This window comes from Ruegeria sp. AL3 (assembly GCF_056536065.1).
Window position 1 is genome coordinate 399,561 of record NZ_JBQFJG010000001.1, and the last position, 17,659, is coordinate 417,219.

The 17,659-nt window shown below is 59.5% G+C and carries 19 protein-coding genes; 9 read left to right on the forward strand and 10 right to left on the reverse strand.

The window, feature by feature from the left end:
* The first annotated feature begins 2 nt into the window (after positions 1 to 2).
* A complete protein-coding gene (locus ACR3E6_RS02010; RefSeq protein WP_480485579.1) occupies positions 3 to 1,070 on the forward strand; it encodes a 5-(carboxyamino)imidazole ribonucleotide synthase in 1,068 nt (355 codons plus the stop codon).
* Positions 1,071 to 1,137: 67 nt separating this feature from the next.
* Here ACR3E6_RS02010 and ACR3E6_RS02015 read toward each other — a convergent pair whose 3' ends face one another.
* From ACR3E6_RS02015 to ACR3E6_RS02040, 6 genes are all read right to left on the reverse strand, one after another.
* Entirely contained in the window at positions 1,138 to 2,289 is a 1,152-nt protein-coding gene (locus ACR3E6_RS02015) for an alpha-D-ribose 1-methylphosphonate 5-triphosphate diphosphatase (RefSeq protein WP_480485581.1), read from the reverse strand.
* Entirely contained in the window at positions 2,286 to 3,059 is a 774-nt protein-coding gene (locus ACR3E6_RS02020; RefSeq protein ID WP_480485583.1) for an alpha/beta fold hydrolase, read from the reverse strand. The genes ACR3E6_RS02015 and ACR3E6_RS02020 overlap by 4 nt, the downstream gene beginning before the upstream one ends.
* Before the next feature lie 38 nt (positions 3,060 to 3,097).
* The gene (locus ACR3E6_RS02025) at positions 3,098 to 3,940 is read right to left on the reverse strand and encodes a DMT family transporter (RefSeq protein ID WP_171722745.1); all 843 of its coding nucleotides are present in this window, start codon (positions 3,938 to 3,940) and stop codon (positions 3,098 to 3,100) included.
* 243 nt (positions 3,941 to 4,183) lie between these two features.
* Positions 4,184 to 5,827, reverse strand: coding sequence for a chaperonin GroEL (gene groL / locus ACR3E6_RS02030; protein WP_171634470.1), 1,644 nt, complete (start codon positions 5,825 to 5,827; stop codon positions 4,184 to 4,186).
* 53 nt (positions 5,828 to 5,880) lie between these two features.
* Complete coding sequence (groES, locus tag ACR3E6_RS02035) at positions 5,881 to 6,168, reverse strand: co-chaperone GroES (RefSeq protein ID WP_010441779.1); 288 nt, start codon at positions 6,166 to 6,168, stop codon at positions 5,881 to 5,883.
* A gap of 152 nt (positions 6,169 to 6,320) precedes the next feature.
* Complete coding sequence (locus tag ACR3E6_RS02040) at positions 6,321 to 6,995, reverse strand: DUF2161 domain-containing phosphodiesterase (protein WP_171118784.1); 675 nt, start codon at positions 6,993 to 6,995, stop codon at positions 6,321 to 6,323.
* Between the two features lie 110 nt (positions 6,996 to 7,105).
* On the opposite strand from ACR3E6_RS02040, the gene ACR3E6_RS02045 reads away from it, so the two are divergent.
* From ACR3E6_RS02045 to ACR3E6_RS02065, 5 genes are all read left to right on the forward strand, one after another.
* Entirely contained in the window at positions 7,106 to 8,086 is a 981-nt protein-coding gene (locus tag ACR3E6_RS02045) for a TraB/GumN family protein (RefSeq protein ID WP_480485586.1), read from the forward strand.
* Positions 8,087 to 8,196: 110 nt separating this feature from the next.
* A complete protein-coding gene (locus ACR3E6_RS02050) occupies positions 8,197 to 9,117 on the forward strand; it encodes a manganese-dependent inorganic pyrophosphatase (RefSeq protein ID WP_171634476.1) in 921 nt (306 codons plus the stop codon).
* A 132-nt stretch (positions 9,118 to 9,249) separates the two neighbouring features.
* Positions 9,250 to 10,326: a DUF389 domain-containing protein gene (locus ACR3E6_RS02055; RefSeq protein WP_171634479.1), complete on the forward strand. Its 1,077-nt coding sequence runs from the start codon at positions 9,250 to 9,252 to the stop codon at positions 10,324 to 10,326.
* Between the two features lie 102 nt (positions 10,327 to 10,428).
* The gene (locus ACR3E6_RS02060; RefSeq protein WP_171168937.1) at positions 10,429 to 11,304 is read left to right on the forward strand and encodes a TIGR01459 family HAD-type hydrolase; all 876 of its coding nucleotides are present in this window, start codon (positions 10,429 to 10,431) and stop codon (positions 11,302 to 11,304) included.
* Between the two features lie 101 nt (positions 11,305 to 11,405).
* Entirely contained in the window at positions 11,406 to 11,849 is a 444-nt protein-coding gene (locus ACR3E6_RS02065) for a MaoC family dehydratase (protein ID WP_117872517.1), read from the forward strand.
* A gap of 75 nt (positions 11,850 to 11,924) precedes the next feature.
* On the opposite strand, the gene ACR3E6_RS02070 is transcribed toward ACR3E6_RS02065, so the two are convergent.
* Positions 11,925 to 12,914, reverse strand: a complete 990-nt coding sequence (locus ACR3E6_RS02070; protein WP_152459000.1) for a methylenetetrahydrofolate reductase — start codon at positions 12,912 to 12,914, stop codon at positions 11,925 to 11,927.
* Positions 12,911 to 13,492: a methylenetetrahydrofolate reductase C-terminal domain-containing protein gene (locus ACR3E6_RS02075; RefSeq protein WP_480485589.1), complete on the reverse strand. Its 582-nt coding sequence runs from the start codon at positions 13,490 to 13,492 to the stop codon at positions 12,911 to 12,913. The genes ACR3E6_RS02070 and ACR3E6_RS02075 overlap by 4 nt, the downstream gene beginning before the upstream one ends.
* Before the next feature lie 260 nt (positions 13,493 to 13,752).
* Here ACR3E6_RS02075 and ACR3E6_RS02080 point away from each other — a divergent pair, with 260 nt between their 5' ends.
* The 3 genes from ACR3E6_RS02080 to ACR3E6_RS02090 are packed head-to-tail and all read left to right on the forward strand — an operon-like array spanning position 13,753 to position 16,189.
* A complete protein-coding gene (locus ACR3E6_RS02080) occupies positions 13,753 to 14,685 on the forward strand; it encodes a bifunctional riboflavin kinase/FAD synthetase (protein WP_209832259.1) in 933 nt (310 codons plus the stop codon).
* A complete protein-coding gene (locus ACR3E6_RS02085) occupies positions 14,682 to 15,155 on the forward strand; it encodes a YcgN family cysteine cluster protein (protein WP_171206268.1) in 474 nt (157 codons plus the stop codon). The genes ACR3E6_RS02080 and ACR3E6_RS02085 overlap by 4 nt, the downstream gene beginning before the upstream one ends.
* Positions 15,155 to 16,189 carry a threonine aldolase family protein gene (locus ACR3E6_RS02090; RefSeq protein WP_480485591.1) on the forward strand — a complete coding sequence of 345 codons (1,035 nt, stop codon included), beginning with the start codon at positions 15,155 to 15,157 and terminating at the stop codon, positions 16,187 to 16,189. Before ACR3E6_RS02085 ends, ACR3E6_RS02090 begins: the two co-directional genes overlap by 1 nt.
* Here ACR3E6_RS02090 and ACR3E6_RS02095 read toward each other — a convergent pair.
* Both ACR3E6_RS02095 and ACR3E6_RS02100 read right to left on the reverse strand, forming a co-directional pair.
* Positions 16,176 to 17,009 (reverse strand): alpha/beta fold hydrolase, encoded by an 834-nt coding sequence (locus ACR3E6_RS02095; RefSeq protein ID WP_171722738.1) that lies wholly within the window; start codon positions 17,007 to 17,009, stop codon positions 16,176 to 16,178. The two genes, ACR3E6_RS02090 and ACR3E6_RS02095, sit on opposite strands and share 14 nt — an antisense overlap.
* Complete coding sequence (locus ACR3E6_RS02100; protein ID WP_171722737.1) at positions 17,006 to 17,608, reverse strand: 2-hydroxychromene-2-carboxylate isomerase; 603 nt, start codon at positions 17,606 to 17,608, stop codon at positions 17,006 to 17,008. Before ACR3E6_RS02100 ends, ACR3E6_RS02095 begins: the two co-directional genes overlap by 4 nt.
* Positions 17,609 to 17,659 lie beyond the last annotated feature (51 nt).

Here is a 17,659-nt window from a genome sequence, read left to right on the forward strand (position 1 = left end):
AGATGGCGGAAATGCTCGCCCAAGGTGCAGTGATCGGGATTCTGGGGGGCGGTCAGCTGGGCCGGATGCTGTCCGTGGCAGCCGCCAGGCTGGGTTTTGTCAGCCATATCTATGAGCCGGGTGCGAACCCACCGGCGGGGCAGGTTGCGGATCGCGTCACCACTGCTGCTTATGACGATGCAGATGCGCTGAAAGCCTTTGCTGACGCGGTGGATGTCATCACCTATGAGTTCGAAAACATCCCGACCGAAGCGCTGGACATTCTGGAAGCGCACCGCCCGATCCGCCCCGGGCGCGAGGCATTGAGGGTCAGTCAGGACCGCCTGACCGAGAAGACGTTCCTGCAAGGGCTTGGCCTGAAAACGGCTCCGTTTGCGGATATCACCGATCTGGACAGCCTGAATGCGGCCATCGAACAGATCGGGACACCCGCCATCCTGAAAACCCGTCGCTTTGGCTATGACGGCAAGGGGCAGGCCCGGCTACGCAAGCCTGAGGATGCCGAGGCCGCTCTGGCCGATATGGCCGGGGCACCGGCCATTCTGGAAGGGTTTGTGGATTTTTCGCACGAGGTGTCGATCATCGCGGCCCGCGGTCTGGACGGTCAGGTCGCCTGTTTCGATCCGGGTGAGAATGTGCATCGCGACGGTATCCTGAACACCACCACCATCCCTGCCCGCCTGTCCCCCGCCCAGCGCACCGATGCCATCCTGCTGGCGGCCAATATTCTGAACGCGCTGGAATATGTCGGCGTGATGGGCGTTGAGCTGTTCGTGACACCCGGCGGACTGATCGTGAACGAGATCGCGCCGCGCGTGCATAACTCGGGCCACTGGACGCAGAATGGCTGCGCCGTGGATCAGTTCGAACAGCACATCCGCGCGGTGGCGGGCTGGCCTTTGGGGGACGGGCAGCGCCATTCCGACGTCGTGATGGAGAACCTGATCGGCGACGATATGGACCGCGTGCCTGAGCTGGCGCGCGAGCGGGATGTTGCGCTACATCTCTATGGCAAGGCCGAGGTAAAGGCCGGGCGCAAGATGGGGCACTTCAACCGCATCAAACGTTGAGGCTATCGCGCCTGCGCGCGACGCCTTCGGCGAGAGTTTTTGGGAAAAGGTGAAGGTTTTGCGGGGCCTAACCCAGAAACCGGGCGGCGATGTCGCCTGACATGTAACTGACGCGCCCACCGGCCAGGGTGGCTGCAACGCGATGGGTGTCCGCATCCAGGATGACCAGATCCGCGCGTTTTCCCGGCGCGAGCGTGCCCCTGTCCTGCATGTCCAGCACCCGCGCGGGGCCGGACGAGACCAGCGCCCAGGCACTGGCCAGATCCAGCAGACCGGTTTTGGCCAGCATCAGCGCCGCGCGGCGCGGACTGGGATAGTGATAATCCGAGGCCAACGCATCACAGAGCCCCATGGCGATCAGTTCGACGGCGCTTGCGTTCCCCTTGTGTGATCCCCCCCGCACAACGTTGGGAGAGCCGAGGATAACGTGATCCCCGGCAGAACGCGCGGCTTCGGCGGCTTCAAGCGTTTCGGGGAATTCGGCAATGCGCACGCCCCGGTCGCGCCACCATGCCCTAGTCTCGGCGGTCGCGTCATCATGGCTGCCCAAACGCACCCTCATTGAGACAAGTTCGGCGCTGAGTGCTTCGACGGCAGCGGGAACCTCGTTCCTGCGGGCATGCATATTGAGCAGCATCTCAAAATGCGCATCCGGATTGCGTCCGGCCTTCAACGCCTGTCCGGTCAGGCGCGGCGGCTTTTTGCCCTGCGCCAAACGATCATGCGGCAGGTGATCATTGAACACCACATAGGGCACCTGCCATTCGGCGATACGATGGGCCAGACCTTCGTAGTCCTCCAGCATGTTGGTCTCGAACCGCAATTGCGGGATCAGATCCGTGACGGTGCTGTTCTTGACCGCAGCGATGGCCCGAAATACCTGCGCGGCAAACTCGGGGCCGCGCACGCCACCTTCCCAGCTGTAGAACTGCGCCAGCACCGCGGTGGTGATGCCATTGGCGGCCAGTTCGGCTTCGGCTGCCAGAATACCTTCGTTCATTTGCTTCATTGCGCCTCGACGCGGGGCGATGTGGCGTTCGAACCCGTCCCCGTGCAGATCGACGATGCCGGGCAGGACAAGATAACCGGTCAGGTCAACCCTGCGCCCGGTCCGATCTTGCTGAATGACGCCCTCTGCCATCGAGAGATCGCAGCGCGAAAGACCATCCTCCGGCAACAGGACCTCTGCGCCGGTCAAAGTCAGATCCAGAGAGGTCATCGTGTGGGCTCCGAGTCAGGTTCCGAGCAATCCTGCCCGATGCAGATCTCGTCGATTATCTCCATCACCCCGTCCAGCCAGGTGATCTGCCGATCGAAGCGGCCGAATTCGATGAAATGCAGCGCCTGTGCCATAACGCGTGGGTTGTTCATCATGAAGGTGTGGGTCACCGGAAGAACAAGATGATCCTTCATCCCTTCGACCTTGGTGGTTTCAACCGAAACCTTGCCGTCATCCGGCCCGTCGATCAGCGAGGAAAACAGCGGGTTGAGCGAATTCTCACCCGCGATCACCCCCAGTTCAAAATCCACCGGCGGCAGGCGGCGCGGAATGCCTTCGGGACCTGTGCCCAATTGCAGGCCCGCCGGGCCGTTCAGATACCCGAACACTTCCCATGCGCTCAGCTCATCGACCAACTGGCTGCCCTGATTGGGCGGGCCGAGCATGACGACACGACCCAGGTTTTCGGGCCGATGGTCCTTGAGCCAATAGCGCAACAGGATACCGCCCATGGAATGCGCAACGACATTGGCTTTGTCATCGCCACATGCCGCAAGCGCGTCCGGTATGGTTTGCCTTGCCAGTTCCGGAATACCGATTTCGGTCGATGGATACCCGTGGCGCACAACGGTATAGTCATGCGCCTTGAACAGCTGCTCCATCACGGTGAACGAGGCCTCGGTGCGCGCAAGGCCGTGCAGAAGGATCACGCATTTCGCACTGGCTGCGGCAGGAACGAGGCAGAAGAGCAAGGCAATCAAAAGTTTCATAACCGCCAGATAAAGCCTATCAGCCTTTGATAAAAGCCCTAGCCCCGATGACGTCGCAGCACGGCCAGCGCGATACCGCCCAAAACAAGCGTGGCGCCGATGATCAGCCGTGCTCCGGCAATCTCGCCCAGAAAGACGACACCGCCGAGAATTGCGATCACCGGCACGCTGAGTTGAACGACAGCCGCCACGGACGGGGCCAATTGAGGCAAAACACGATACCACAAAGCATAGCCAAGCCCGGATGTTACCGCGCCGGACAGGACGGCCAGCAGATATCCCGCCCCGCTCATCTGCCAGACGCTGCCGCCGGCAAGCATCGCCAGGGCAGTCAACGGCAATGCGACGATGAAATTGGCGGCCGTTCCCTCCAGCGGGTTTGTTTCTGATCGACCCGCTATAGAGTAAAGGGCCCAACCAATACCGGCGGCGGCCATCAAAGCCGCGCCAGCCAAGTCGACCTGAACGGCGCCATTCGGCCACAGCACATAGGCAAGACCTGCAAGCGCAACCCCTGCCCCTGCCACCTGCCGGGCGGTCGGAGTAGCACCCGTCAATGCGCCGACAGAAAACATCGTAATTTGCACCACGCCGAACAAAATCAATGCACCCAAGCCTGCATCCAGCGTCAGGTAGGCGATTGAAAATCCGATCATGTAGAGCGTCAACGACCCCGCGCCAATGATCCGCCTTCGATTGCGCAGCGGAAGGCGCCCTCCGCGTGCCAGCACAAGAGCGGCCAGGACCACGGCCCCCGCCAAAACCCGAACGATGGCAAATCCGGTCGGATCGCTGGCTCCGCTGTCGATGGCCAACCGGTTCAGAATGGAGTTCGCCGCAAAGGCACACATGGTCAGGGCGGTGAGCAAAAACAATCTCATGCCATCCGCATAGCCGTTTGGGCGGGATTTGCACACTCACTTTCGCGAAGGTTGTGGGAACAGACATCCGGCGCCGGACAAAGCAGCGTCTAAACACGCCTTGAAAACAGAACTGTCAACACAAAACGGGGCCGCCCGAAGGCGACCCCGTTCTTAAGCTATACGGCTTCCCTATCGGCAGCTTGGCGATATCGCCAAGCGCCTGTCGGGTCGTCAGAATTCGCCGGGGCGAATTCGACGTGCTTACATCATGCCGCCCATACCGCCCATGTCGGGCATGCCGCCGGCAGGTGCCGCGCCTTCCTTGGCCGGCTTGTCGGCAACCATTGCTTCGGTGGTGACCAGCAGGCCAGCAACCGATGCAGCGTCTTCCAGAGCAGTCCGAACCACTTTGGCCGGGTCAATCACACCGAACGAGAACATGTCGCCATATTCTTCGGTCTGCGCGTTGAAGCCGAATGCTGCGTCCGACGATTCGCGGACCTTGCCGGCTACAACCGCGCCGTCGACACCTGCGTTCTCGGCGATCTGGCGCAGCGGCGCTTCGATTGCCTTGCGAACGATGTTGATACCTGCGTCCTGATCGGCGTTTGCACCTTTCAGAGCTTCCAGTGCTTTACCGGCCTGGACCAGAGCAACACCACCGCCCACAACAACGCCTTCCTGAACGGCAGCGCGTGTTGCGTTCAGAGCATCGTCCACACGGTCTTTGCGCTCTTTCACTTCGACTTCGGTCATGCCGCCGACGCGGATAACGGCAACACCGCCTGCCAGTTTGGCAACGCGCTCTTGCAGCTTCTCGCGGTCGTAGTCGCTGGTGGTTTCTTCGATCTGGGTGCGGATCTGAGCAACACGTGCTTCGATCTCGGCTTTCTCGCCAGCACCGTCGACGATGGTGGTTTCGTCTTTGGTGATTTCGATTTTCTTGGCGGTGCCCAGCATGTCCATGGTCACGGACTCGAGCTTCATGCCCAGATCTTCGCTGATAACCTGACCGCCGGTCAGGATTGCGATATCCTGCAACATGGCCTTACGGCGATCGCCGAAGCCAGGTGCTTTGACAGCAGCAATTTTCAGGCCGCCGCGCAGTTTGTTGACAACCAGAGTTGCCAGCGCTTCGCCTTCAACATCCTCGGCAATGATCAGCAGCGGTTTCTGCGACTGGATCACTTGCTCCAGCAGCGGAACCATCGGCTGCAACGAGGACAGTTTCTTTTCGTGCAGCAGGATCATGCAGTCGTCGAGCTCTGCGATCATCTTGTCTGCGTTGGTGACGAAGTAAGGCGACAGGTAGCCGCGGTCGAACTGCATACCTTCGACAACGTCGGTCTCGGTTTCCAGACCTTTGTTTTCTTCGACGGTGATAACGCCTTCGTTGCCAACCTTCTGCATCGCGTCTGCGATTTGCTGGCCGATTTCCGCTTCGCCGTTGGCCGAGATTGTGCCAACCTGAGCGACTTCTGCCGAGTCTTTGACTTCGCGCGAAGCAGCTTTAATGCCTTCAACAACCTTGGCAGTTGCCAGGTCGATGCCGCGCTTCAGGTCCATCGGGTTCAGGCCAGCTGCAACCTGCTTCAGGCCTTCTTTTACGATCGCCTGTGCCAGAACGGTTGCGGTGGTGGTGCCGTCGCCGGCTTCGTCATTGGTGCGGCTGGCGACTTCTTTCACCATCTGCGCGCCCATGTTTTCGAACTTGTCTTCCAGTTCGATTTCCTTGGCAACCGAAACACCGTCCTTGGTGATGCGCGGCGCGCCGAAGGATTTGTCCAGAACCACGTTGCGGCCTTTGGGGCCCAGGGTCACTTTAACCGCGTCGGCCAGGATGTTCACACCCTTCAGCATACGGTTGCGGGCATCGGTGTCGAATTTGACGTCCTTTGCAGCCATGTCGTTTCTCCTTGAGAAATTGATTTGGAATGAAGATCAGAGAAAGCGCGCGCTTACTCGATGATCCCCATGATGTCGCTTTCTTTCATCATCAGCAGCTCTTCGCCGTTGACCTGAACCTCGGTGCCCGACCATTTGCCGAACAGGATCTTGTCGCCAGCCTTGACAGCCATTGCGATCAGTTCGCCGCTGTCCTTGCGCGCACCTTCGCCGGTTGCGACGACTTCGCCTTCGCTTGGCTTTTCTTTTGCGCTGTCAGGAATGATCAGGCCGCCTGCGGTTTTCTCTTCGCTCTCTACGCGGCGAACCAGCACACGGTCATGAAGCGGTTTCAATGCCATCTTTGTAGCTCCTTGGGCTCAAAGTTTATCTATCCTCCCCCCGCCTTTCGACGAGGCGTTAGCACTCGGGGTGTGTGAGTGATAACGACGCATAGCTAGGGAGTCTAAAAGTCCGAGTCAACAATTTGTGAGAGATTTTTTTGCAAAATGGATCAGTCAGCCTGTTCCCAGCTATAGGCCCAATGCTTCAACCCTTCTGCGCCCTCTGACGTAAGCCCATAGATGCCCTTTTCAACCTTCTCGAACCACCCGTAGTGGTTTTCCCGCATAAGCCGGGTGGCGACCGGGACCGCGACCGATCTGGCGACGTCCGCCCCCTTTGACGGGCCATTCTCGGCCAGATAGGCCGCACATTTCAGCGCATCCTGCCGATACGCCGTCACGATACCATGGCGCGTCGCGCCCCCAGCGTTCGGGTCGCCTTGCAGCCGGTCGAATTCGCGCAGCAACCGTGCGGCCCTGGCTTTGTTCTTTCGGGGCGCGTAGGGGCCGGGATCGCACTGAACCTCGACCGTACCATCAGCCCGCACGGTGATCAGGCCCAAGCCGAGCCTACGACACAGTGCCAGATTATCTTTCAGCGCCCGCCGGGCCGTTCGGCCGGTGGGTTTGCAGACGGCAACATAGACCAGATCGGTGAGTTTCAGCCGGGTGATCGCCTGATGAAACAGGGACAGCGTGAACCGCAGTTTCAGTTCGACGATCACCGGCGCATCCCCATCGCGCACTGCCACGATGTCGGCTGCGCCGACTTCACCCTTGACGGTGTATCCCTGACGCTCCAGCAGCGCCTTGACCGGGGGATAGAGATCCTGCTCGCGGTTCATGTGGCCATGCTACGCAGATTGCCAGGGAATACCAGACGGGCGGCTTGAACATCGGCAGGTGGCGTGGCTAAGTCTGGGTTCAACTTCTTGACACCATTCAGGCTGGCCCCATGCGTTTGCTCACGTTTCTTGCGTTCCTTCTGTTTCCGATCTCGGCTCAGGCCGCGTGCGAGGGGGTGGACCTGCGGCCACAACTGCCCGAGGAAACCCGGACAAAATTGCAAAGTGCAGTGGGCCAGATCGCTTATCCCGAAGGCAATCACTGGATTGCACGCAAGGGCGACACGGTTTTGCACATCATCGGCACGTTGCACAGTTACGATCCGCGCATGGAAGACGTGATTGACCGCCTGTCGCCCGAACTCAGCAAAGCGGACGCCTTTTATTTCGAAGTCACTCAGCACGACATGGACGCCTTCGAAAAGACGATGGCCAACGACCTGAGTGCGGTAATGATTACCTCGGGCCCTACGTTGATCGATCTGATGGAGGAAGACGACTGGGATGCGCTGTCCGCAGCCCTGGCCCAGCGCGGCATCCCCGGCTGGATGGCTGCGAAGATGCGTCCGTGGTTCCTGACCATGATGCTGAGCATTCCGCCCTGCATGATCGAAGACCCGAATTCAACTTATGGAATGGACGCCCGCCTGAACGATCTGGCCGTTGAAAAAGGTATCCCGCAGCACTCGCTGGAACGAATCGAAGACCTGATGGCCATGTTCGACAGTTATCCGCTTGAGAAACAGGTCGAGTCGCTTGTGCGCCTGTCCGGGGCGATGCTGGGCAATGCAGACCAGTTGGCCACCATGGCCAACGCGTATCTGGAAGAAAAGCACGCCGAGATCATACAGCTTGCCCGTTTACAAGGGCTGGAGCAGTCGGGCCTGAGCCCCGAAGCCTTCGATGCGGAATGGGAGGATTTCGAGCAGCAATTGCTGGTGCAGCGAAATGCCAACTGGATGGCGCAGATTCTGGACATCAGGGATCAGACGGTTGTGATTGCGGTCGGCGCGGGGCACCTGAGCGATGATTACGGCCTGCTGAATCAGCTGGAAGAAGCCGGATACGTTCTGACACGCGCCGAGTTCTGAACGGGCCCAGCGGTTTTCAGACCAAGCGTCGCAGACAGTGCTCAGCGGCGTGACAACGGCCTTTAGCCGCCCTATAAGGCGCGCAAATTTCCATTCCGCAGGACACTGACATGACGACGCTAGTATTTGGCCACAAATCCCCCGACACAGATTCCACAGGCTCGCCGATCCTGTGGTCGTGGTACCTGAACGAGGTCAAGGGTGAGCAGACCGAACCCGTACTGCTGGGTGAACCCAACACCGAAGCAACATTCATGCTGGAAAACTGGGACCTGCCCAAGCCGCGGATCCTTGAGGACCTGCCCGCGGAAACGCCGGTGGTTATCGTCGACACCAACAACCCCGCCGAACTGCCGGCCAACATCAACGACGCGGACATCCGCGCCATCATCGACCATCACAAGCTGGTCGGTGGCCTGGAAACCAAAGGCCCGATCGACATCACAGTGCGCCCCCTGGCCTGCACCGCCACCATCATGGTTGATCTGATGGGCGAAGATGCGGCCAAGATGCCCGACGCCATCAAGGGCGCCGCGCTTACCTGCATTCTGTCGGATACTCTGGAATTCCGCTCACCCACCACCACGGCGCATGACCGCGAGGTTGCAGAACGTCTGGCGGCCGAGCTCGAGCTGGACATTTCGGCATATGCCGCAGACATGTTCGCGGCGAAATCAGATGTCTCGTCCTTTTCGGACGCCGAGTTGATCCGCATGGACAGTAAAGAATACGAGGTCGACGGCACCAAATTCCGGGTCTCGGTTCTGGAAACCACCGCTCCCGGCGTCGTTCTGGACCGCAAGGCCAGCCTGGCGGACTCGATGGTGGCCGTTGCCAAGGAAGACGGCGTCGAGCAGGTGCTGCTGTTCGTGGTTGATATCCTGAACGAAGAGGCCACGCTGCTGGTCCCCAATGATCTGGTCAAAACCGTGGCCGAGAAAAGCTTTGGCGCAACCGTGGACGGCGACGCCGTAGTTCTGCCCGGTATCATGAGTCGTAAAAAGCAGATCATTCCGAACCTGAAGGTCTGATCCTCAAGCGACCCAAATATGAAGGCGTCCAATTCGGGCGCCTTTTTTCTTTGCTGACAGCCATTTGCGGAGGCGTTGCCGGTTGTTAGTCTGACCGGGGGTCAAAAGCCTATCCCAGGTCAGGTAAATGCAATGGTCGTACGAAAACTAAGCACCACCCGCAGCATCCTTCTTTTTGAAGGTGCCGACAAGGCGGCGTATTGGCGACGTTTTGCAATGTTGCTGACGCTGTCGGTCGTGATTGCCACCATGGGTTTGCTGCGCAACTCAGGCGCTGTCGTGATCGCGGCCATGCTTGTGGCGCCGCTGATGACCCCGATCCTCGGGGTGGCCGCCGCGATGGTCATGGGATGGTTGAAACGCGCGGTGACGCTGGCGCTTACGGTTTGCCTGGCTGCCATTGTCTGCGTGATGATGGCATGGTTTCTGGTCTATGTCGCAGATGTTCCCCGTGGCATTTTGATCCCCGACCAGGTCCTGGCGCGCACCGATCCCGGCACCGAAGACCTGATCGTCGCGCTCGCTGCCGGTGTGGCCGGGGCCTATGTTCAGATCAACAAGTCCGAATTGAGCCTTCTACCCGGCGCGGCCATCGGTGTTTCGCTTGTTCCCCCGCTGTCGGCCTCGGGCATTCTTTTATATTTTGACGAACCCGCCGAGGCCTATGAGGCAGGGCTGCTTTTCGCAACGAACCTTGGCGCGATCATTCTGTCAGCCTGCGCGGTTTATCTTGTCTATGCCGCGCGCTCCGTGGTTTTCAGCAAGGGAAAGCGCAAACTGAACTTTACCGCCAGCGTCTTTGTCGCGATCGCGTTTCTGGTCGTCGTCGTCCTGCAGCTTGGGAAGTCCACCTACAACCGTTATCTGGAAACGCGGACCGAGGCGCAACTGGCCGAGTCCATTCGTGCATGGGCCGATCCGGTTTCCGTGGAAATCATCCGCATCGACGTCAACGCTCAGCGCAAGCGGGCCGAGGTTTGGCTGATCGTCGATCTGCCGGCCGAAGCGCAGTTCAAGGTTTCTTCCATTGCCGGTTTGCTGCCACCCAAGCTGCGTGAGACCCCTCTGGTCGGGGTGTTGGAGGAGGAACTAGGACCCGGATACTTGGCCATTATCCGGTATCAGCCGCGTATCGGGGCCCAGATCATCCTGGGAACGGAAAACGTTCAGCAGGCCCCGGATGTCACGAAAATTACCGAAGACGAGTAGCAGATTCACCCATTCCTTGGCGCAAACGGGAATGCGGGATGGTGTTCGGGCCCAAGCTTTGCCATAGCTGTCGCCAGCGCGATATCAGACCCAGAGGCACCCATGACCCAGATCGTTTCCTCGCTTTCCGAGATCTCGGACCGTTACAAGGCATTGTTCGTCGACCTTTGGGGCTGTGTTCACAACGGCATCACGGCCTACCCCGAGGCGGTCGAAGCGCTGAAGGCCTATCGCGCCAAGGGTGGACTGGTGGTCTTGGTCACGAACTCTCCCAAACCTCGCGCCGGGGTGGCAGAGCAGCTCGTGCAATTCAACGTCCCTGCCGACGCGTATGACACCATCGCCACCAGCGGGGATTCCGCGCGATCTGCGATGTTCCGGGGTGCTGTGGGGCACAAGGTTTACTTCATGGGCGAGTGGCAGCGCGATGCGGGCTTTTTCGAACCGCTGAAACTGTTGGATCACCCCATCCATATCGAGCGTGTGCCGCTGAAGGAAGCCGAGGGTATTGTCTGCTGCGGTCCGTTCGACCCGATGGCCGACCCGGATGTGAACCGGCCGGATTTCCTGTACGCCAAGCAGATGGGGATGAAACTGCTTTGTGCGAACCCTGATATTGTCGTGGACCGCGGCGAGGTGCGCGAATGGTGCGCCGGTGCTTTGGCCAGGCTGTACACCGAAATGGGCGGCGAGAGCCTGTATTTCGGCAAACCGCATCCCCCGATCTATGATCTAGCCCGCCGCAGGTTGCAGGAACTGGGGCACGACATCCCCGACAGCGACATTCTGGTGATCGGCGACGGCCCCCACACGGACATTCTGGGCGGCATGGGAGAGGGCATTGATTCTCTGTTCATCTCGGGCGGATTGGCCGCGGCAGAAACAAAAACGTCGCATCATCCGCACCACGAATCTCTAACCGCTTATATTGAAAGGGAAAAGATCAATCCAACCTACACGATCGGGCGCTTGAGGTAATAAGAAAAGACTTGATTTTCTGCAACTGCGAAGTAATAAAGTTGCCAACCTTGGCCAAATGATGGTTTTTTCTTTCACGGCCGATTTCGAGTGAGGGCAACATGTTGGACAATCTTCCGCGCGGAACGATCTGTATCGAAGACATCGAAATGGGCATGTCCCGCCACCTGCGCAAAGTGGTGACGGATGAAGATATCGAAATGTTCGCGCAGGTCTCGACCGACCGGAATCCGGTGCATCTGGACGACGACTATGCCCGCGATACAATCTTCGAAGGCCGTATTGCCCACGGAATGCTGACGGCGGGTCTGATCTCGGCCGTGATTGGTGAACAACTGCCGGGTCATGGCACCGTTTACATGGGTCAGTCACTGAAGTTCCTGGCACCTGTGCGTCCGGGTGACATGGTCTATGCCGAGGTGAAAGTGATCGACATCGATTTTGCCAAGCGCCGCGTCAAGCTGGACTGCCATTGTTCGGTCGAGGGCAAGAAGGTCCTGATCGGCGAAGCGATGGTGCTTGCCCCGTCGCGCAAGTTCGACTGACTGGCAAACACAGTCTCGCAAAAGGCGCCGGACCGGCGCCTTTATTGTTTGGGCACTCAAATGCACACAAGGTCGTCAGGAAGAACGGGTTCTTTTTCGCCCTTTCAGCGCACCTGATTCCAGAATGATTTCCGACACCACGTGTTCACGTCTGTAGGCCATCACGTGAACCCCGGAAACACCGGCGATGTCCCGGATCTGCTGGATCAGTTCGATACAGATCTTCTTGCCCTCTTCCGCGGGCTTTTCGGCCTTTTCCATCCGCTCGATGACATGATCCGGGATGTGAATTCCGGGCACATTGCTGCGCATCCAGCGTGCCGCGCGTGCCGAAGCGATTGGGCCGACACCCGCGATGATGAATACTTTTTCGTCCAGACCGGCATCCCGAACCCGGTCCATGAACCTTTCAAAGAGCGGAATGTCGTAGATATAGTTGGTCTGAATAAACTCGGCCCCCGCCTCGACCTTCTTTGCAAGACGTTCCGGGCGCCAGTCATAGGGCGGTATACAGGGGTTTTCCGCTGCACCCAAAAACAGTTGAGGGGGGCGCGTGATCTTGCGGCCGGAAAGAAACTTTCCCTGATCGCGCATCGTTCGGATCGTCCGCAGCAAGGTCAGGGAATCAAAGTCAAACACAGGTTTTGCGCCCGGTTGATCCCCAACCCCGACACCGTCGCCCGTCAGGCACAGCACGTTGCTGACGCCCAGCGCAGCAGCCCCCAGAACATCCCCCTGAATGGCGATCCGGTTCCGGTCTCGGCAGGAAATCTGATAGACCGGAGAATACCCTGCGCGGGTCAACAACGCACAGATCCCTATCGAAGACATGTGGCAGTTGGCACCAGACGCATCGGTTGCATTGATCGCATCCGCCACTTCGCCCAGCGGCTGTGCCGCCTGAAACACATCCTCGGGGTCAGCACTGTCTGGCGGGTTAAGTTCAGCAGTCACCGCAAAGCGACCCGAACGCAGAACTCTTTCCAATCGACTGTGCGAGACATAGCCTTCGGGAACAGGCACATAGCCGATCGGCTCGACCTCGCTGCGATGGGCATCATTCATTTCTTCAGCTCCCGGTTCACCGCGTTGGGGGGTTCTGCAGCCAGAGGTGCCGCAGAGGGTTCGTTTTCACGCGCCTCCGGGAACGCCTGCGCAAGCGTTTCGCGGGCAGCGTCCCGGGCCTCGCGTTCCCGTGCGGCGATCTCGCGGCTGACCCGCAGCCAGGATGATGATCCCTTCAACGTGTGTTCCACGGGCGGAAGAACCTCTTTTATCTTGTTGCCCCCGTGTTGCATGCGGCTGGCGCCTTCCCAGGCCAAAGCCCAGACGCATTTCATATCGGGCTTCACCTCGCAGAACTCACCGGGACGTACACCGCCGCACGGGCCGTTGCGCAGTTGCTTGGGGCAGTTCATCGGGCAAGACATACCCGTCGAAGACAAAACGCATTGTCCGCACATCTTGCAATCAAACAAAAGACTTTTGACGCCTTTTTCGACCAGCGCAATGGGGCGTTCAACGCGGTTGTAGCCGATCTTTGCAAAGACCGGATCCATCGCGACCATGCCCCGTTCGACACATTTGTAAATCCACTCGAACGCACGGGCGTTGCGAATCGCGAACAGTCGCAATCGATACATGGGTCTGCCTCCTGTGCTGGGTTCATTTGAACCTGGCCGGGCCATCGTCCGCCGCCCAGCGTGGTCCGAGGGCCGGAAACCCAGTCTACACCCAGTATTTTTTTTGGATCAAGCAGTTGACCGAATGTTGTACAGCATTCCAGGGATGCCCCGTGTGCAATCATGTCCGGCAAGTGGTTTTGGTGTGTTTCGGCAGGACCGGTGCCTTGAATTCAAACTGCCGCTTGAACAAATCGCAACGCAACGCTACGCAATCGCCTATGCACATCATCCGGGATTTCCAGTTTGTCGAGCCAGAAGATCGCGGCGCCAGCGTTGCGATCGGGAATTTTGATGGCGTTCATGTGGGGCACCAGTCGGTGATCGAACTGGCCCGCGACGCGGCCCCGGATGCGCCACTGGGGGTCATGACCTTCGAGCCGCATCCGCGTGAATACTTTGCGCCGGACTCTCCTCCGTTCCGCCTGATGCGCGGCAATGCGCGGGCGCATCGGCTTGAGAAACTGGGTGTGAAGAAACTGTATGAACTGCCGTTCAACGCGGCGCTGGCCGGGCTTTCCCCCGATGAATTCGCGCGCAACGTGATTTGTGACGGGCTGGGCCTGTCCCATGTCGTGGTCGGGGCCGATTTCTGTTTTGGCAAGGGCCGCAGCGGGACGGCTGACGATCTGGTTCGGTTCGGGCAAGAGATGGGATTTGGCGTGACGATCGCCCCTTTGATGCAGCGGTCGGAAAACGTGGTCTCGTCAACCGCCATCCGAACCGCGTTGAGCGAGGGTCGCCCAAAGGATGCCGCCGCGATGCTGGGCCATTGGCACAGGATCGAAGGCGAGGTGATCGGGGGCGAGCAGCGCGGGAGGGAGCTGGGTTTCCCAACCGCGAACATGTCCATCGAAGGGCTCCACCCGCCCAAGTTCGGTGTCTACGCCGTATTGGTCGACGTGCTGGATGGCCCGCATCAGGGCAGTTATAACGGCGCGGCCTCGGTTGGGGTCCGCCCGATGTTCCATGGCGAAGTGCCAAATATCGAAACCTTCCTGTTCGACTTTTCCGGCGACCTGTACGGGGCGACCTTGTCGGTGGGGCTGATCGAATTCCTGCGCCCTGAAATGACATTTGACGGGCTGGATGGTCTGATCGCGCAGATGAATGCCGATTGTGAACAGGCCCGGGGCATTCTGGCCGCCCTATGAGCGCCGATCCGATTGAACGCACCGGCCTGCCCGCCCGGTTCTGGGAACGCAAACCGCTGCGCAAGATGAACCAGCGCGAGTGGGAGGCCCTGTGTGACGGCTGCGGCAAGTGCTGCCTCAACAAGCTGGAAGATGAAGACTCGGGCGAAGTTGCCCTGACCTGCGTCGCCTGCCGCCTGCTGGACGATGAAAGCTGCCGCTGCACGCAATACGACATCCGGCATCAATTCGTCCCTGAATGCATCGTCATGACGCCCGACAATATCGACGAACACGCCTATTGGTTGCCGCAAACCTGCGCCTATCGGCTGCTGTGGGAGGGCAAACCGCTTTACGACTGGCACCCATTGTTGTCTGGTACGCCGGAAACCGTGCACGCCGCAGGCGTGTCGGTCCGAGGGCGCACGGTGTCCGAGTTCGAAACCCCCATGGAAGAGTGGGAAGACTACATTATCGAGGAGCCTAGCTGATGTATTTCGCATCTGACAATTCCGGGCCGGTTCACCCGCAGGTCATGGCCAAACTGGCCGAGGCCAATCAGGGCTATCAGATGGCCTATGGCGCCGACACGATGATGAACGAGGTGCGTGACCGCATTCGCAGCATCTTTGAAGCTCCGGGGGCGGCCGTCTATCTGGTGGCGACGGGGACAGCGGCAAATTCTCTGGCTCTTGCCACATTGTCCAACCCTTGGGAAACGATCTTCTGCTCTCCGGTTGCCCATATTCACGAAGACGAGTGCAACGCGCCCGAGTTTTACACCGGGGCCAAGCTGACCCTTGTTCCCGGCGGTGACAAGATGGCGCCGGACGCGCTGCGCGGGTCCATCTTGGGCGAAGAAACCCGTGGTGTTCACGGGCCGCAGCGCGGGCCGGTGTCGATCACCCAGGTCACCGAGCGCGGATCGGTCTATTCGCTGGAGGAGTTGCAGGCGCTGTGCGGGGTCGCAAAGGAATATGGCTTGCCCGTCCATCTGGATGGGGCCCGGTTCAGCAATGCCCTGGTGGCCCTGAATTGCTCTCCGGCTGACATGACATGGAAAGCCGGGGTGGATGCAGTCAGCTTCGGCGGTACCAAAAACGGCCTGATGGGCGTCGAGGCCGTGGTGTTCTTTGACGAGAGCAAGGCCTGGGAATTCGAGCTGCGGCGCAAACGCGGGGCGCATCTGTTTTCCAAGCATCGCTACCTGTCCGCTCAGATGGCGGCCTATCTTGATGATGATCTGTGGCTGAAGCTGGCGCGTCAGGCCAATGCAAACTGTGCCCGGCTGGCCGATGGCTTGCGTGCAAAAGGGGCCGAGTCCCTGCACGAACCGCAGGCCAATATGGTCTTTGCCGCTTTTTCACGCGCGAAGCACAAACAGCTGCATGAGGCCGGGGCAATCTACCACCTTTGGGGGGCCGAGCTGGAAGGTGACGATGACGATGAAAGCCTTGCGTGCAGACTGGTCTGCGACTGGTCGATCGGAACAGCCGAGATCGATCAGTTTCTCAGCCTGTTGTAACACCCGCCCCGTGGCCAGCTTTCCAGAACTCCTGAAGCAGCACGGCGGTTTCAAGGGGGTGCGAAATGGGCAGCATATGCCCCGCACCTTGAACGACTTCATGGCGTGCGTTCGGCAGACGGCGCTGCAATCCTTTACAGATTGCGGGGATCGTCGGGTGGGTCTTTGATCCGCTCAGCAACAGGGTTGGCATCGATACGCGCTTACATCTGTCGGGGTCAAGCAACCCTTCCCGGTCATCGTACAGAACGGGATAAGACGCGGGAACAACATGAATCCCACGTACCATGCTGGCGCGCGTCCGCTCTGGCAGGTCAGGCCATTTGGGGCTGATGCCAGAGCTCCACATCCGGTTGAACAACCGCGCGGCCAGCGCTTCGTCGCCTGCTTGGAACGCTGCTTCAATCGGCTGGGACTCTCGCAGGTGCTGATCGTAGAAACCGGGCGCGTCCTGTTTTGCCACCGCAAAGAACACAGGCTCAATCAGGGTCAAACTTCGAATACGGTCCGGGTGCTCGATGGCCAGTCTGAGCGCAACGATCGCCCCAAAGGAATGGCCGACCAGATCCGTGGGCTCGGTCAATTCGACCGCCGCCAGCCCTGTCACAGCGTCAAAGAAATCGCTTTGACCGTCCCAATCCGGACTGCGCCCATGAGACAGCATGTCCGGTGCAACAAGACACACGCTGCCATCCAATGCCTTGGCCAGGCCGGACCACGCGCCGGAATGTGCAATGGTGCAATGAAGGGCAAGCAAATTGCGCCCTCCGTCACCCAATCGTCTCACGAAACCGGATTGCATCGCCGTCGGGGCTGTCATCCATCGATCTCGGACAGATGCCGATCCAGATCATCCAGGCGATCCTGCCCCCAGAAGCGTTGACCATCCGGCGTGATGTAGAACGGCGCGCCGAACACGCCGCGATCCACGGCTTCTTCCAGATTGGCGGCATAGGTTTCGGCCCCGACCAGCAGACCGCTGTTGGCCAGTTCCGGGTCAAACCCGGCATTTGCCAGGCAGTCCCGGATCACATCATCCTGAGCGACGTCCTTTTCTTCGGCCCAGCAGGCGCGCAGTATCAACTGGCACAACTTGCCCACGTCGCCCGAACCATCCTTGATCGCGGCGATGATCGCATAGGAAGACGGCGCCATGTTGGTCGGCCAGTGCGCCGGTTGCAGGTTGAACTCCATCCCCAGATTCTTCGATTGGCGCAGCAACTCTTGAGCGCGGTATTCGATGCGCGATACATGACGGTCTTTCGGCGGCGTGCCCCCGGTACGTGCGAACAGGGCCATGATGTCCAGCGGCTTGTAGTTAATCGTTGCGTCGTGTTTCGCCGCAATCTCTTCCAGCCGGTTCCCCGCAAGATAGCTGTAGGGCGAAATTGTCGCAAAAAAGTAGTCAATCCGGGTCATGTTCACTTTCTCCGCTGCGTTACCTTTGCGGGACGGTAAGGCCATGCTAAG

Excerpts from the sequence above, each read along its gene's own strand:
- ACR3E6_RS02045 (WP_480485586.1), top strand. The coding sequence starts at position 7,106 with ATGCGTTTGCTCACGTTTCTTGCGTTCCTTCTGTTTCCGATCTCGGCT.
- ACR3E6_RS02040 (WP_171118784.1), bottom strand. The coding sequence starts at position 6,995 with ATGAACCGCGAGCAGGATCTCTATCCCCCGGTCAAGGCGCTGCTGGAG.
- ACR3E6_RS02015 (WP_480485581.1), bottom strand. The coding sequence starts at position 2,289 with ATGACCTCTCTGGATCTGACTTTGACCGGCGCAGAGGTCCTGTTGCCG.
- ACR3E6_RS02050 (WP_171634476.1), top strand. The coding sequence starts at position 8,197 with ATGACGACGCTAGTATTTGGCCACAAATCCCCCGACACAGATTCCACA.
- ACR3E6_RS02080 (WP_209832259.1), top strand. The coding sequence starts at position 13,753 with ATGCACATCATCCGGGATTTCCAGTTTGTCGAGCCAGAAGATCGCGGC.
- ACR3E6_RS02060 (WP_171168937.1), top strand. The coding sequence starts at position 10,429 with ATGACCCAGATCGTTTCCTCGCTTTCCGAGATCTCGGACCGTTACAAG.
- ACR3E6_RS02090 (WP_480485591.1), top strand. The coding sequence starts at position 15,155 with ATGTATTTCGCATCTGACAATTCCGGGCCGGTTCACCCGCAGGTCATG.
- groES (WP_010441779.1), bottom strand. The coding sequence starts at position 6,168 with ATGGCATTGAAACCGCTTCATGACCGTGTGCTGGTTCGCCGCGTAGAG.
- ACR3E6_RS02055 (WP_171634479.1), top strand. The coding sequence starts at position 9,250 with ATGGTCGTACGAAAACTAAGCACCACCCGCAGCATCCTTCTTTTTGAA.
- ACR3E6_RS02010 (WP_480485579.1), top strand. The coding sequence starts at position 3 with ATGGCGGAAATGCTCGCCCAAGGTGCAGTGATCGGGATTCTGGGGGGC.
- ACR3E6_RS02095 (WP_171722738.1), bottom strand. The coding sequence starts at position 17,009 with ATGACAGCCCCGACGGCGATGCAATCCGGTTTCGTGAGACGATTGGGT.
- ACR3E6_RS02020 (WP_480485583.1), bottom strand. The coding sequence starts at position 3,059 with ATGAAACTTTTGATTGCCTTGCTCTTCTGCCTCGTTCCTGCCGCAGCC.
- ACR3E6_RS02100 (WP_171722737.1), bottom strand. The coding sequence starts at position 17,608 with ATGACCCGGATTGACTACTTTTTTGCGACAATTTCGCCCTACAGCTAT.
- ACR3E6_RS02025 (WP_171722745.1), bottom strand. The coding sequence starts at position 3,940 with ATGAGATTGTTTTTGCTCACCGCCCTGACCATGTGTGCCTTTGCGGCG.
- ACR3E6_RS02075 (WP_480485589.1), bottom strand. The coding sequence starts at position 13,492 with ATGTATCGATTGCGACTGTTCGCGATTCGCAACGCCCGTGCGTTCGAG.
- ACR3E6_RS02085 (WP_171206268.1), top strand. The coding sequence starts at position 14,682 with ATGAGCGCCGATCCGATTGAACGCACCGGCCTGCCCGCCCGGTTCTGG.
- ACR3E6_RS02070 (WP_152459000.1), bottom strand. The coding sequence starts at position 12,914 with ATGAATGATGCCCATCGCAGCGAGGTCGAGCCGATCGGCTATGTGCCT.
- groL (WP_171634470.1), bottom strand. The coding sequence starts at position 5,827 with ATGGCTGCAAAGGACGTCAAATTCGACACCGATGCCCGCAACCGTATG.
- ACR3E6_RS02065 (WP_117872517.1), top strand. The coding sequence starts at position 11,406 with ATGTTGGACAATCTTCCGCGCGGAACGATCTGTATCGAAGACATCGAA.